The 14,987-nt window shown below is 41.9% G+C and carries 15 protein-coding genes; 4 read left to right on the top strand and 11 right to left on the bottom strand.

Annotated elements, in window-relative coordinates:
* Both ABDW16_RS30380 and ABDW16_RS30375 read left to right on the top strand, forming a co-directional pair.
* Positions 1–222 (top strand): hypothetical protein (locus tag ABDW16_RS30380; RefSeq protein ID WP_343675129.1); only part of this gene is annotated, 222 nt, incomplete at its 5' end.
* A 470-nt stretch (positions 223–692) separates the two neighbouring features.
* Positions 693–2,069, top strand: coding sequence for a jacalin-like lectin (locus tag ABDW16_RS30375; protein WP_343675126.1), 1,377 nt, complete (start codon positions 693–695; stop codon positions 2,067–2,069).
* A gap of 609 nt (positions 2,070–2,678) precedes the next feature.
* On the opposite strand, the gene ABDW16_RS30370 is transcribed toward ABDW16_RS30375, so the two are convergent.
* A complete protein-coding gene (locus tag ABDW16_RS30370; RefSeq protein ID WP_343675124.1) occupies positions 2,679–2,996 on the bottom strand; it encodes a hypothetical protein in 318 nt (105 codons plus the stop codon).
* Between the two features lie 281 nt (positions 2,997–3,277).
* Here ABDW16_RS30370 and ABDW16_RS30365 point away from each other — a divergent pair, with 281 nt between their 5' ends.
* Complete coding sequence (locus tag ABDW16_RS30365) at positions 3,278–4,390, top strand: serine hydrolase domain-containing protein (RefSeq protein ID WP_343675122.1); 1,113 nt, start codon at positions 3,278–3,280, stop codon at positions 4,388–4,390.
* Between the two features lie 221 nt (positions 4,391–4,611).
* Here ABDW16_RS30365 and ABDW16_RS30360 read toward each other — a convergent pair whose 3' ends face one another.
* The 8 genes from ABDW16_RS30360 to ABDW16_RS30325 all read right to left on the bottom strand — a co-directional run bounded on the left by ABDW16_RS30360 (position 4,612) and on the right by ABDW16_RS30325 (position 10,705).
* A complete protein-coding gene (locus ABDW16_RS30360; protein WP_343675120.1) occupies positions 4,612–4,788 on the bottom strand; it encodes a hypothetical protein in 177 nt (58 codons plus the stop codon).
* Between the two features lie 915 nt (positions 4,789–5,703).
* The gene (locus ABDW16_RS30355; protein WP_343675118.1) at positions 5,704–6,249 is read right to left on the bottom strand and encodes a hypothetical protein; all 546 of its coding nucleotides are present in this window, start codon (positions 6,247–6,249) and stop codon (positions 5,704–5,706) included.
* 283 nt (positions 6,250–6,532) lie between these two features.
* Positions 6,533–7,453, bottom strand: coding sequence for an SDR family oxidoreductase (locus ABDW16_RS30350; protein WP_343675115.1), 921 nt, complete (start codon positions 7,451–7,453; stop codon positions 6,533–6,535).
* A 16-nt stretch (positions 7,454–7,469) separates the two neighbouring features.
* Positions 7,470–8,039: a Crp/Fnr family transcriptional regulator gene (locus ABDW16_RS30345; RefSeq protein ID WP_343675114.1), complete on the bottom strand. Its 570-nt coding sequence runs from the start codon at positions 8,037–8,039 to the stop codon at positions 7,470–7,472.
* A gap of 86 nt (positions 8,040–8,125) precedes the next feature.
* Positions 8,126–9,034: a helix-turn-helix transcriptional regulator gene (locus ABDW16_RS30340; RefSeq protein ID WP_343675113.1), complete on the bottom strand. Its 909-nt coding sequence runs from the start codon at positions 9,032–9,034 to the stop codon at positions 8,126–8,128.
* Between the two features lie 8 nt (positions 9,035–9,042).
* A complete protein-coding gene (locus ABDW16_RS30335; protein WP_343675112.1) occupies positions 9,043–9,258 on the bottom strand; it encodes a hypothetical protein in 216 nt (71 codons plus the stop codon).
* 219 nt (positions 9,259–9,477) lie between these two features.
* A complete protein-coding gene (locus ABDW16_RS30330; protein ID WP_343675111.1) occupies positions 9,478–9,912 on the bottom strand; it encodes a DUF2147 domain-containing protein in 435 nt (144 codons plus the stop codon).
* A gap of 10 nt (positions 9,913–9,922) precedes the next feature.
* Complete coding sequence (locus tag ABDW16_RS30325; protein ID WP_343675110.1) at positions 9,923–10,705, bottom strand: SDR family NAD(P)-dependent oxidoreductase; 783 nt, start codon at positions 10,703–10,705, stop codon at positions 9,923–9,925.
* Between the two features lie 403 nt (positions 10,706–11,108).
* On the opposite strand from ABDW16_RS30325, the gene ABDW16_RS30320 reads away from it, so the two are divergent.
* Positions 11,109–13,496 carry an ABC transporter permease gene (locus ABDW16_RS30320; protein ID WP_343675108.1) on the top strand — a complete coding sequence of 796 codons (2,388 nt, stop codon included), beginning with the start codon at positions 11,109–11,111 and terminating at the stop codon, positions 13,494–13,496.
* Positions 13,497–13,684: 188 nt separating this feature from the next.
* Here the strand turns inward: ABDW16_RS30320 and ABDW16_RS30315 are convergent, their stop codons facing one another.
* Entirely contained in the window at positions 13,685–14,533 is an 849-nt protein-coding gene (locus ABDW16_RS30315) for a serine protease (protein ID WP_343675106.1), read from the bottom strand.
* A gap of 91 nt (positions 14,534–14,624) precedes the next feature.
* Positions 14,625–14,987: hypothetical protein (locus ABDW16_RS30310; RefSeq protein ID WP_343675104.1), on the bottom strand; the 363-nt coding region annotated here is incomplete at its 5' end.

The raw sequence follows: 14,987 nt of genomic DNA, 5'->3' as shown, positions 1-14,987 counted from the left end.
GCGTTTGAGATCGAATTTGGCGGTCATGTCAAAAATGATTTTGACTGTAACAGGTCCGGGGGTTCGAATCCCTCTTTCTCCGCTAAAAAATCGAAAGATTTAGCAAGCCTTCAGATGGAAAATCTGAAGGCTTTTTTGCGTTTGAGATCGAATTTGGCGGTCATGTCAAAAATGATTTTGACTGTAACAGGTCCAGGGGGCGAATCCCTCTTTCTCCGCTAGAAAACTGGAAAGTTTAGTAAGCCTTCAGATGGAAAATCTGAAGGCTTTTTGTTTTGAGATCGACATGGGAGGTCATGTCAAAAATGATTTTGACTGTAACAGGTCCGGGGGTTCGAATCCCTCTTTCTCCGCTAGAAAACTGGAAAGTTTAGTAAGCCTTCAGATGGAAAATCTGAAGGCTTTTTGTTTTGAGATCGGCGCCTCTTAGCATTAGACCTGTAGAGTTTTCTTCTAAACGCCACATTAATCCAAAAGAATAGAACAACAATGCCGTTGATTAACTAATTGTTAAGCACCAGGGTATTTTCTGATTGGAAACGAATTATTATTGGATGTAAGTTAAGAATGCCGGCTTTTTACTTGTGATTTTTTGATGTAGAGTAAATCTTTAATTTTTTTAAGTATTACCCATGCTCGTTGTAACGCATTGATCATAAAGTTATTCTGTACAAATATTAAATAAGAAAATCATGAAAAAAGTTAATGTTTTTTTTCAGTTGCTTGTTTTTGCTGTATCCGTAGTTACGGCCAGTTGTAACAAACAATCAATACAAACGGAGCCTATCCTACCAGCCGGCAATGATGTCCGCAAAGCCGTGCACACTGCTACTGCTACCGGAGGTACCTTTAATGTTCTTACATACAATATTGCCGGGCTGCCCCAGATATTGTCGAGTGCTACTACTCCAAGAGATTCCAGTACCTCATTGATTGGCAGACTGATTAATGTCTATGATATTGTTCACGTGCAGGAAGACTTTAATTATCATGCTTATCTTTACGACAAAGGCAATGTTCATCCTTACCGTTCTGCAACCAGTGGTGGGGCTGGCATTGGAGATGGCTTAAACTCACTGTCTTATTTTCCGATGACAGATTTCACCCGTGTTACCTGGAATAAACGCATTAACGAAAATGCATTAACGCCTAAAGGATTTACCTATTGCCGTTACCGCGTAGCAGAAGGTGTATATATTGATGTGTATAACCTGCATACCAATGCAGAATCTGATGCTGCTTCTATTGATGCCCGCGCCGATAACCTGTTACAGTTAAGCAATTATATCGCTGCTAATTCTACAGGAAATGCCGTAATTGTTATGGGTGATACCAATGGTCGTTATACACGCGATAATAACCTGCGTTTGCTGCTCACTGCCAATGGTACCAAAGATGCCTGGGTTGAACTGATCCGTGGTGGCAATATTCCTGCTTTGGGTGCAGATCCTATTGTATGTGATTTCCCGAATGTTACCAATACCTGCGAAATAGTTGATAAGATCTATTACCGCGGCAGCAAGTTTGTTCAATTAACTGCCTCTGACTACAATGTAGTAAGCACTTTTGTGAATGCAGATGGCAATCAGTTGAGCGATCACATGCCGCTTACCTGCAACTTCACTTACCAGCTGAACAGCTCTTTCCATATGAGCGATTTGTTTGGTGGTCCACACGGTACGCCATTTAACGATATGGCTACTCTTACTGAAAGCAGTAATGCGGTATCTTTCACTATCAGAGGTGGCAACCGTATTGATGCGGTGGGGACTACTTATGCTGACGGCACGGCACTGATACATGGCGGTACAGGTGGAACTGCGCAAACGTTGACTTTGCAGAGTGGTGAAACCGTTAGTTCTATTATGCTTTGTGAAGGCAAGTATAACAATACTACCCGTATCTTCTACCTGAAGCTTACCACCAGCACCGGCCGTACGTTGGAGGCAGGTACAAAGAATTCAGACACTGTTACTTATTCCGCACCAGCTGGTTATAAAATCACTGGTTTCTTTGGTAACTCTGGCGATGAAGTAGATAAACTGGGTGTGATTTATACGTTGAAATAACAGCAATTTTGAGTGTATACTTTAACGGTCCTGCAAAGCCTGCCTTTGCGGGGCCTCTTTTTTTTTAAGAAGGTTAAAATAATTATCGTAAGTTGAATTATACCAAAAATCAAGATCATGCTTTTCCATGACGTTTCCGGAAGAATCATGTGATAAGCGAAAGTAGCCGTGCAATGCAACAGCAGTTCCACCAACTACTAAATAGTGAACAGAATGTTTATTAAGTATACTACACACATATCGAATTTTAAACTTTTCGGTGCAATAAGATGCTACACACCTATCGAAAAGGTGGTCAGGGAATTATTTGGCTGATAAATTTGTAAATTTTAGATAAATCCTCTGTGAACAGGTTCGAAACTATCCCTTATCTATTACGGCGATACTGGGCCAAGCAAAACGGATGATATGGGTTCTTCGTCAATTTTGGTGAAATAATCCTCAACATGAATTCATTCAAAGTTCAATATTAAGTAGATCGATCTATTGCAGCATTTCTGGATGTGAAGCCACAAAAACGTATTTCAAGTAATGAACAGAGAGAAATGTTGCCTGACTTTAGAAGAAAGACGGTCAACTGCATTTAAGGTTGTAAGCAGGGATGTTTTATTAATAAAGAGGGCTAAAAGTAGCGAACATATCGTATGCTTCTGCCAATGAATTTAACGGAACGTAATCACATACTTCGGCATATTCGCTCCACATTTGTTGTACTGCCGGGTTGTTGTGTGCAGTAGCGATAGCTTCGGCGCTTAGCCATTCAAATACTTCGATAATGGTACCATCAGCAGCCTTCATAATGATGGATTCGCGGTCGGTTACCAGACCTTCCTGTTTCAGGCGTGGTAAATGGGTTGTCATTAGTTGCTTTAGCGCTTCGTCCTTGCCTGGCTTAGGTTTATAGGCTACAATTACAATTTGTCCCATAGGGTTTAATTTATTATGTTGTAATTTACTAAAACTTCGGACGTTTATAAAACTTGCAGATTTAAGCTAATAAGAGGTTGATTTACAATGAACATAGGCTTATTAGGTCTTCTAATTAGCAAGAAATCAGAAGCCTTCAGATGATAAATCTGGTGGCTTTTTTGCGTTTAAGGGACTTTGAGATCGGATTTTGCCAGTCATGTCTTTAATAATTTTGACGCTAACAGGTACTGCTAAAAATTGTGAAAAAAATTTGCATTCTTGAGTATAAATCAATTTTAATGATCAACCATTTAAAGAGTCTACTCGTCACAGTTCTGCTTTTCTCTTTTACCAACAGCATTTTCGGCCAAAAAGATAAAGTTGATGTTTTTATACAAAACCAAATGCAACAACGCAGGATCCCCGGCCTACAGCTGGCAATTGTAAAAAAAGGGGAAATAATAAAGACTGGTAATTACGGGCTGGCAAATCTGCAGGATTCAATTGCTGTAAATGATAAGACTGTTTTTACGATTAATTCAATCACCAAAGCATTTGTAGGTGTGGCAATTGTGCAATTAATGGAAGCTGGTAAATTACAATTGGAAGCGCCTATTGCTACATACCTTAAAGATCTACCTGACACATGGAAGGCAATAACCGTTCAACAACTCCTGTCGCATACCTCCGGCATTCCGGATATTGTAAATGAGGAGGAATCTGTTTTAATAAATGATGATCCGGAGAAAGCATGGGAAATGGTCCTTCAGCAGCCAAATGAATTTAAGGCAGGTGAAAAATTTAGTTATAATCAAACTAATTATTTATTACTCGGCCGTATTATTAATCACCTGAGCGGCATGTCATTCCAGGAGTTTATTACCAGGGAACAACTGGAAAAGGTTGGTATGCCAAAAACTATCGTATCAGGTTTTGGCGCCACAAAAGCCATTATACCGCATTCTGCCGCTAGCTATCAATATCGCAAAGGTGTGCTTAGTAATATGTTTTTTTCATTTCCCCCTTTTCTGCAAACAGCTGCCGGTATGAGTTCAACAGCTACAGAACTTGCCAGGTGGGTGATTGCCCTGCAAAACATGGAATTATTAAAACAGTCATCAAGCCTCAAGGCGCTATGGACACCTGCAGTGTTAAACAATGGGGAAACAGGTGGTTTTAGCCGTTTATTAAATGGATATGGTGCCGGATGGCCGGTTATTGTAAGAACGGATCACCCCGCAGTTGCGCCAGTAGGCGGCAATCGTTCAGCGATATTTGTATACCCAAAGGACGATCTTTCTATCATCATACTTACCAATCTTTCAGGTGCTTTCCCGGATGGATTCATTGACGAGCTGGCAGGATTTTTTATTCCAGATATGATAAAAGCACCCGTTAATTCTCATAATTAACGAATGTATCCGTTAGGATTTCTGCCTCAAATTTTCAAATTCGTTGCTGCCAATAAAATCCGTTATTGCAGATAAATCCTTTATAAATAGGTTCGAAAGTTGTTCCTGGCAGTCCACCAAAGGGGACAAGTCATCAAAAAAATGACTGTCCCTTTTTTCGTCTTCTGTCCAATTCCTTTGCAGTCGGGCAATTCGGGCAAAACAAAATTCACTTTTTCGGTTCAATATTGCTCTTTTTCGCGGTCATAGACGATTCCATCCGGACCTGCGGGAATGGTAATTTTACCGATTTCAAAATTGTACTGATACAAAGCATTGGCAATAACTTTCGGAAACTTTTTTATATTGGCTTCCTTGATTTTGGCTTCGTTCTCTGCTACCTGTAATTGCCTTGCCAATATGGTGCTTCACTGACTTTTTCGATAACTACGGGTGTTGTCTTTCCCGGAACTTCATTGTTGTTGGTGGCTTTGTCTTTGCAGGAAGAAAGGTAAATTTTCAAGAATTATTTGATGTTCAATTGCAGATATTTAAGACGTGAATATTTTCAATATTTATGTTCAAAAACTGCAACTTGTTAAAAATCGTTGCTTGTAGTTCTTCGTTTACAGACAAAAAAAATTCTATTTTAGGTTTTGTGTTGGTGTTGATAATCACTTCTATTATTCCCTGCCGCAACGTCCGATTGTAACAGGTAATAAATGTGGTAGGAAAACGCTTTGTCAGCACTTGTAATTCTCTTCTAAAAATAAATATTCGCGCCAGTCCCCTTTCAACATAAAATACTTTTTCCGAACGAGTACCCTCGCCCACAAGCTGATAACCTTTGGGCAAGCCCTGACTATCCTACAAACTTTCAAATGCCTGAATGGTATCGTCAGGTAATTGCAATTCTTGTTTCAGGTAGTCTGTTAATTTCATTTCCTTATTCTATGCTTACTATTTGTAAAGATACAAATAACAATCTTTTGCATTTAAATATGCCATTTTAATACCACCCGGCCTGTTTCAGCATATCTGGTGATAAACTGTGAAATCTTGCCTAAATCTTCCGCAAAAAGTGTCGGAAAGTTGTAACCAATTCTCAGTAAGCTTTAAAGCCCTCGAGTCGAAAGATCTGAAGGCTTTTTGATTTAGTTTGTAGTGAATATTTCAACTCATTTTGGGACCTCCTCAATAGCTGTTGTCAGCATAAGCCAATGAGTTTACAATGGAATGCGTATCCCCTTTCAAATGGAATAAATCGCCTGATTTAGATGACAAAGTCATTGTCATCATCCACAGGATATAAATAATAAATTGAGTCTTGGGAATTACCCATGGACTATCCTGGAATACAGAGAGGGGTTAGATTTGAAATAATCCAATACATCCTCATAAAAAGCTAATTCTACAGGCAGGTTAATAATACCGTTACCATTTAATATATTAGCATTAATTGAAGTAATTTTAATACCATTTACTCCTACACTAATTTTATCTACATTGGCAAATTCTATTACTTGATCCAGGCTGCTTCCATATCTCTGACTGGCCCTTTGGGCCCTTAATTTCATAAATGAGTTTATTTGCGACCAATCAACCTGCCTGGAAACACCGTTATCGTCTATTATAAAAGTAAAAGCTGTACTTAATGCTTTAAGATCGCCCTTTAAAATAGCACTCACGTACAGAAATACCACACCAAAAACTGCTATTGCAATCAATGGAATAAAGTAAGCCCTTGATATCACACCTAATATGATAAATAAAATCAATAGGCATCCGAATACAATTTTTAAAATATCGAGCTGCCGTTTCAATTCCCTGTTAACAAAGCGAGCTATATTTTCGTTCTTGATTTTAAGTACTTTTTGCATATATCACAATATACTTATAAATATTAATATTATTTCTATTTATTATTTAACTCCGATAATCTTACGAATGATAGAAAAGGCCTTTAAAATGTTGAATTATGTTGACTAGAAGTTTTGCTGTGCTGTTTCATTTAAAGGCACTGAAAAAGAATGAACCGGTAAACAGCGTAAGTGCGATCCTAAATTATGGCACTAGCGCCTGGGCCGATGCAATACTCCAACAACTATAAACAAAAAACGGCAGTAGCCTACGCCACTGCCGTTCACATTAAATCCGTTTCACTTATAATAACTCACCCATTCCGAACACCGTCAATCCTTTGGCAAACTGTTCGGCTACGGCCTGGTTGGCGGCTTCAATATACTGGCCGGTTATGGGGTCAACCACGGTGCGTAATGGCCGCGTACCTTTTGGCGTGCCGATAAGTTTTACAATGGCGTCGGCAACGTCTTGCGGGTTTGGTTTTTTAGCTTGCATCTCTCCGCCCAATGCGGCTACCATTTTTTTGGGTATATCGGCAATGGCGCCATACCCCTCAAATACTCCCTGGTCAGATGCGGGGTTATTCTTTTGCTGCATTTCGGTAGGGAAAGCGCCCGGCTCCACCAGGGCCACGTCAATACCTAGACGCTTTACCTCGTAATGAAGGCCCTCGCTTATTCCTTCCAGCGCAAATTTGGACGCTGCATAAATGGTAGCAAACGGGAACGATACCCGCCCAAAGCCACTGGTTACGTTAATAATCAGTCCGTCGGCCTGTTTACGCATAGCAGGCAGCACCTGTTTGATCAGTCTCCAGGGGGCATAAACGTTGATATCAAAAGTGGTGTGCACATCGGCCGTAGTAAAGCTCTCAGCCACACCGGTCATGCCGTAACCGGCGTTGTTCACCAGCACATCCACAGTACCTTCTTTGGCCAAAATGGTGTCAACGGCCTGCTTCACGCTTTCGTCGTCGGTCAGGGTAACGTCCAAAACAGTCACGTTCTCTACCGAGGCAAGGGCCTGGGCTCTATCGGCATTACGGCCCTGGGTATCGCGCATGGTGGCGTATACCCGGTGGCCCAAGGCGGCTACGCTGTGGGCGGTAAGCCAGCCAAAACCACTATTTGTTCCGGTTATCAATACAATCTTTTTGCTCATTTTTTTTCCTTTAAATGAATAAGCAAATGTTGAAAATGGCAACCAAAAAACATTTACCATTTGGTAAAAAGCGCCGTTAACGGATATTGCGGCGTATACGGCTCAGCGATTGCTGGGTGATGCCCAGGTACGAGGCCACGTACGAAAGCGGAATGCGGTTGATGAGGTTGGGAAACGCCTCAATGAACGACAGATAACGCGTGGTGGCATCTTCTGCAACCAGCGGACTGCGCCGCTCCATGGCCAGCGTAAGACACTTCTTTACCATGTTGGCCTTCATCATTTCCCAGCCCACAATGGTGTTGGATATCTCGTCCCAGTTCTTTTTGCTGAAAACCAGCGTCTTGCAGTCGGTAACGGCCTGTACATATTCAGATGCCACGATCTGCGATTCGAACTTTTGATTATCGACTACAAAATTGCCTTCGTCCACAAAATAATTGGTGATTTCTTCGCCCCTGTTGTTATAATAGCAAAAGCGGAACACGCCTTCCAACACGAATGCCACATACCGGGGCACCTTCCCGGCTTCTGACAGATAGTCGTCTTTTTTGAATTCAATCATTTCAACCTTGCTCAGCAAAAACTCGATCTGCTGTTTGTTCAGGTCACCAAATTGCAGGATAAGATTTATAAGTGCTTCCATCACTTAAAGATAATACACATTGCGGGGGCATCCATTTATCATATGGTAAAAAATGAGGTGCGGCGGACACAAGCGCGATGAGCATTTCAGCTGAAGGACTGCCGGAAATCCAATGGGCTTTGCTTAGTCTTGCTTTTAAATAATTTATTGAAAGACTGAGGATGCCCAAAACCAAGTTGATAGGCGATCTCACTTACAGACATCCTCGTTGTAGATAATTTTTCTTTAGCCTTCCCGATCAGTTTCTCGTGGATGATCTGTTGCATCGTCTGACCGGTCAGTTGTTTTAACAGGCTACTTAGATACTTAGAGGATATGTTCAAAGCATCGGCAAAGTATTGTACGGTTGGCAGTCCTTCAGAAAGCAGCGCTTCGTTATTTAAATAGTTTGTTAAGATCTCTTCCACCTGGTTTAAAACCTGATGGTTAGTGATCTTTCGGGTGATGAACTGACGCTGGTAAAAACGTTTGGCGTAATTCAGCAAGGTCTCCAGGTGTGAGATAATAATCTCCTGGCTGAACTTATCAATATTGGAATAATATTCAGTTTTAATATTTTTGACCAGGTCATTGATCACTATTTCTTCCTTGTCTGAGAGGAATAGCGCTTCGCTGGTAGCATAGCTAAAGTATTCGTATCGCTTGATCTTAGTAGCAAGCGATGTGTTCCAAAGAAAGTCAGGGTGTATGAAAAGCATCCAGCCATCCAGCTCTGGCGGTACACCGTTCTCTTCACCACGCAAGATCTGGCCGGGAGACATAAAGGCCATAAGCCCTTCGTCAAAGTCGTATTTCTGTTGCCCGTAATATAAGCCGTCACATCCTCTTTTCATAGATATTACATACAAGTCGAAAACGACCGCCTCTATACCTGTATCATTTTTCAGGCCTTTCAGATCAACGATGCTGATCAGTGGGTGATGGGGTTTAGGGAGCCCCATCAAACGGTGTATCTCCGTTATGGAAGTGATCCGATAGGGTTTACTGTTTGCCATACTGCAAGTTACTTGAATTTAAACGGATACTTTAGCCATATCATGACTAATGGCATGACTAAAAACGGGATCTCTATCAACGCCATGCGGTAATTTCCTACTCGCAGCGCCAGCCCCATAATCATAACGATCAGGATTGCATTTAGCATATTGCCCAGGAAAAAGGTGTCAGGGAGCGTTACCGAAATGAGTAGTAGTAATGCTGAAAAAATGTTTTTTGCCATGGTTTAATGAAGGACACAAGTGTTCATGATGTAACCTCCGAGTATCGCTATCGGCACGCCGATCATTGCGCTTGTTAAAGCTCTTTTAGCCTTATTTGGATGTGTCTTTCTGTATCTGAAATAAAGGAAGAATCCTATAGGGGGAAGGGCATTGGAAATGATGAACCAAAACCCCGACAGATTGTCTTTATTATCTTTCATGAGCATTGTTTTTATAATTTACTGCACTCTTTTCCATTTAAATGACTTTCCCATCAATGGTATACCTTTGTAGCCCCGGGTTTCAAGGTCATTAGGACCATTCAGTTTACCTTTTAAACTATAGGTGTTTCCATCCTGTACGCTATACAACTTACCGCCCACGTATTCGCCGTCCTTATAAACAAGATCAGTGATATGCGTAAGGCCTTGTACGGACCTGCTCCGGAGTTTTTCGTTAGGATTTTTAACGTCCTTCTTTGACGTTTTGCCATCTGCTTCAAACATCTCTTTCGACCATAAGAGTTTGGCCGAGTAAGTGTTGCCTGCTTTGAACACCTCGATCTTGTAATCATCACATTTCCAACTCCCTATGATTTGATCCGCAGGTAGTTTCTGCGCGAAAGAAGCCATTGATAACAGCAGCACGAACACTGCTAATATTGATTTTTTCATATCTGGTTATTTATTGTTTTTTATTAAGTTGTTTAAATTTTTCAAATTCCTTGTGCCCTAACTTCATCAATTGGTCAGGCATCAGCCTGCTCAAAAATTTTATCACATTCACCAGGAATGGCCTGATCTCAAGCGTATCGTTCAAAAGTCCTTTGATGGCTATACTGACTAATTTATGCACATCCATCATTTGACTCGGATTAGGTGGTAGCACCCAATCATTCTGAAGATTGGTATTTACCCCCGGAGGGACCAGCTCGAATACCTTGACATTGGTTTTATTCAATTGGAGGCGCAGGGCCAGGGAGTAAGCATGAACTCCTGCTTTTGAAGCGCTATAAACCGGAGCGGTAGAGTAAGGCATAAAAGCAATGGCGGAGGAAACATTCACAATTGCCGCCGTACGCTTCCTGACCAGGTACGGCAAAAATTGATGAACCATCCGGATCGTTCCTGTAAGATTAATATCAATCTCACGGGTTATGTTTTCCAGGTCCTTACTGGCGTCCTGAACGTCAAGCAACCGCATTTCACCCGCATTGTTAACGATCATATTCAGATCAGGGAATTGTTGTGTCACCTCTTCATAGAGGCGCTCAATGTCTTGCGGATCACTTACATCGCTCTGAAAGATATGTATGTTGGGGAAACGCCTTTTCGTATCATTTAAGGCCTCTTGTTTACGTCCTGTAACGATGATTGTTGATCCCTGTTGTGTAAGTTGCCTGACAAGTTCCAAACCTATACCGCTGGTTCCACCTGTAATCAGGATGGTGCTATTCTTTAAATCCATATATTTCTCATTATTGTTGGTGCAAAGTTCAGCCAATGTTCATGAGCAGATGTATCCAAAAGTCGCAAGATTGTAGTAAAAAGGAAGATTACCCGCTTCTGTGACTGGTAAACAGTATTCCAGCTTTTATTTAAAGATCGGTATACACTACTTGCTTACTGCCTGATGCGTTACATTGTCCGGTGCCGGACAAGAAATGGCCATTTGCGGACAGTTACAAGCTTGTTATTGAGCATAAACAGGCCGTTTCCGGATAGAAACGGCCTGTTTAATGAGTTGGCACCGCCTTTGTACGATCTGAACTGGGTGGGGCCACGGCAGAAGAAACACGGATAAACAATATTCCACTTTCAGTTTAACGTCTATGATGATTCAGAATTATCTAAAAATCGCATTTCGGAATTTGAAACGTCAAAAAGTTTCAACCAGTATTAATATAATTGGTTTAGCTATCGGATTGGCTACCTGCATACTGATTATGCTTTATATACAGGATGAATTATCGTATGATCGCTATAATGAAAAGGCTGATCGAATTTTCCGGATCGGACTCAAGGCGCGGTTTAACGGTCAGGACGTTGGTGGCCCTATGTTAGGCCCGAATGCCGCCCGGGACTTACAACGGGAAATTCCGGAAATATTAAAAGCAACGCGCATACTGAGGGGAAGTGAGTTTGTTAGCAACGGAACCAATTCATTTAAAGAAGATAATCTGCTGTATGCCGACTCAAATTTTTGTGAGGTGTTCACCATTCCATTTCTGAAAGGAGATCCGAAGCAGGCATTAATCGAGCCAAACACGGTGGTATTGACAGAAGAAACTGCACGGAAATACTTCGGCAATCAGGACCCGCTCGGGAAAGTCTTATTATTCAGTCGTGAAAAGGTACCGCATCGAATTACAGGCGTGATCAGAAATGTACCCACAAACTCTCATTTCCGGTTGGATATGCTGGTTTCCTCACCTGGTTATGACAAGCAGCATATAGGATGGATGTATAGCATAAACTATTACACCTACGTGGTTCTGCGTGAGAAATACGATTATAAACAGTTAGAAGCTAAAATTACCCGGCTCGCTGAAAAACAGATTGGAGGTGAATTGGAGGGATTTCTACACCTCTCCCCGAAACAATTTCGTGAGCGGGGTGATGATTTCGGAGTTTTTCTCCAGCCACTTACTACCATTCATTTATATTCCACATTCGGCGGAAATGAGTTAACTCCAGGTGGAAATATTCTATATGTATACGTGCTTATGGCCATTGCGGCCTTTATGTTGCTGATAGCCTGCGTGAACTTCATGAACCTGTCGACAGCCACGGCGGTACGGCGTTCACGAGAGATAGGGGTACGTAAAGTATTGGGTTCGGTAAAAGGGCAATTGCAGCAACAGTTTTTGATCGAATCGGTTCTACTGGCGATCGCCGCACTGATAGTCGGATTGCTGATTGTAGGCCTGTCTTTGCCCTTCTTTAACCAGTTGACAGGCAAAATGCTTACGTTGAGTTTACTAACCAACGCATTCGCAGCCACAGGTTTAATAGTAGGGACTGTACTGGTAGGTCTGTTGGCTGGTAGCTATCCGGCTTTTTATCTGTCCTCGTTTAAGCCTGTCGTGGTGTTGAAAGGGCGGATTACAGCAGGACGCGGCAACTTTAACCTGCGAAGTGGTTTAGTAGCGTTTCAATTTTTTATCACTATTTCGATGATTATTGCCACCGTTACCGCAGATCGGCAACTACGTTACATGCAAAGGCAGAAAATTGGTTTCAATCGTGAACAGGTGCTGATCATTCATAATACGCAAATGCTTAGCAATAACGAAACCCTATTTCGGGATAAGATTATCCAATCTCCGTTGGTAATCACGGGAAGTATTTCGGGACAGGTACCTATTGGAAATTCGGACCTCGATAACAGTCCCGTAATGTCCAGAGAAAATCCCAATCAGGTTGTAATGAGTCGATTCTATAAAGTAGATAATGATTATATTCCTACATTGGGGATGCACGTTGTGCTGGGGCGTAATTTTTCTAAAAATCTCTCTACCGATTCCTCGGCTGTTATTCTGAATGAAACGGCTGTACGGGCGTTAGGCTGGCAGCAGAACCCGATTGGAAGAGAGCTGATTGGTCATATTGATGATAATGGTGTGAAAACATATTATCGGGTCATTGGAGTGGTAAGCGACTTCCATTTCGAATCCCTACGGCAGAAAATTGGCCCTTTAGTCATGTTCCTGGGTGGGAATTCAGGCAACATTCTAGTCAAAACGCGTGCTGGTAAACTGCCGCAGTTTCTCGCGTCACTGAAACAGCAGTGGGAGTCATTTTCGCCCGTAGCCCCTTTCTCTTATTCGTTTTTAGATGATCGGTTTAAGCAGGTTTATCTCGGCGAGCAAAAAATAGAACAGGTATTGACGCTCTTTTCTGGCCTGACTATCTTTATCGCCTGCTTAGGATTATTCGGATTGGCAACCTACACTGCCGAACAGCGGACAAAAGAGATTGGCGTTCGGAAAGTGTTGGGCGCATCTGCTGGTAGTGTTGTGGCACTGCTTTCCCTGGATTTTCTCAAACCTATTGTGATAGCGTTGGTGCTGGCTTCCCCTGCGGCCTGGTGGGGTATGCATCAATGGCTGAAGGAATTTGCCTATAAGGTTACGATTGACTGGTGGTTTTTTGCGCTGGCAGGATTACTGGCGATCGGGATTGCTTTGCTGACGGTGAGTTTTCAGAGTATCAAAGCCGCGTTGACGAATCCCATTAAAAGCTTGCGTAGTGAATAATACGTTCATATGATTAACCTTTTATTTCTGAGATAAATTCCTGCTTAATAAATACCTGAATTTCAGAAAAATTATCAATAAACTGGTTCGAGCTTTCTCTCCTCCAGCCCGCAAGTGTGAAAAGCCTTCAGGTGTTAAATCTGAAGGCTTTTTTATGTTTAGAGATGGACGGACGAATGTGGAAAAAGTTATTTCCGGATCAGTTTCCAAAGTGATTCAACTGGTACTGTATTTTTTAACACCATCTGCACACCCGCATTCATATCACTATGCAAAAACATACGCGTATTGGCGACTGTACCTGCTACATTACCATAAATATCCATCACGGGACCTCCACTCGAACCTGTAGCATAGTCAGCCGATACTGACATCATCTCCCGGAAGAATTTACCTTCTCCCTCCCCTACTTCTTCCATATACTTATTATTCACATTTCCCTGGGAAAAGAAATAATGTATCCCTTTCGGATGGCCAAGTATATAGATCTTATCGCCAACGGCAGCTGAATCTGCGAGTGCAATTGCAGGTAAGACATCACCATGTGTTTCCAATTGAAGAATGGCAAGATCATTTTTTTTAGACGATGCAAGTACAGCTTTGACTGCATAAGTACGACCATCAGCCATACGAACAACAAACCCTTTTGGCTTATTGCCGTCTTTCATAAATGCATAAGAAGCTGTAACATGGTAGTTAGTAACAATGATCCCTTTCGGATCGATTACATAACCCGTAGATTCGCTCAAATGTACATTCTCACACCTTGGGCACAGATACGCCACGCCGGTGATAACTGTAGCATTCTTAGCCTTTTCGTACACTCCATGGCCTGTCAGTTCCCTGGAAGCCGGCTTCGCCAGATCAAGCGTGACACCACTCCGTTCTGCCATCAATGCCTTTTGCACTTCTTCTGCGCTAATGATTCCCCCTTTTGCAGATAAGGAATCAAAAGCATGTAAGAAGTCGGCAGCTATCTTTGCATCGTCCGTAAACCCCTGCCCAACTGTTATACCCGCTATGAATAAAACATTCATTGCCAGTAAAACAGTTAATTTAATCATATATCCTTTTGAAAAAACGCTCATTTTTCTGCTATTTAAAAGTTAGGCAACCTGGTATCGTCATTTATCTTGAGAGATTGTCTAACTGGCCCTGGCTGTACCTGGCCTGTCTTTCGAAATTCTTTTTCTCCAACTGAAAATATTCCTTGATGGCTTCTTTCTGGGCATCTGTCGCTTTAGCCATTTTACTTCCCAGAATACCATCCAGGATGCCCTTAAAAACATCATTATCCGGCATACTGATGATATACCGTTTGTAGTATTCAATCATTCCATCCAGGTCCTTATTCACCACATACAAAGCAACCCTGCACATGTGCAACTCAGGAGTCGGCTCCATCTTTAACAATGAAATTGTATACGCGATATCTTCCACCTGCTGAGGGGTATAAAATACATTGTACTTTGCACCAGTTTCATTTGCGAT

It is taken from the genome of Chitinophaga sp. (assembly GCF_039596135.1).
Taxonomy (GTDB): Bacteria; Bacteroidota; Bacteroidia; order Chitinophagales; family Chitinophagaceae; genus Chitinophaga.
The sequence above is the reverse complement of the archived record's forward strand: the minus strand, read 5'-3'. Positions and strand labels throughout refer to the sequence as shown.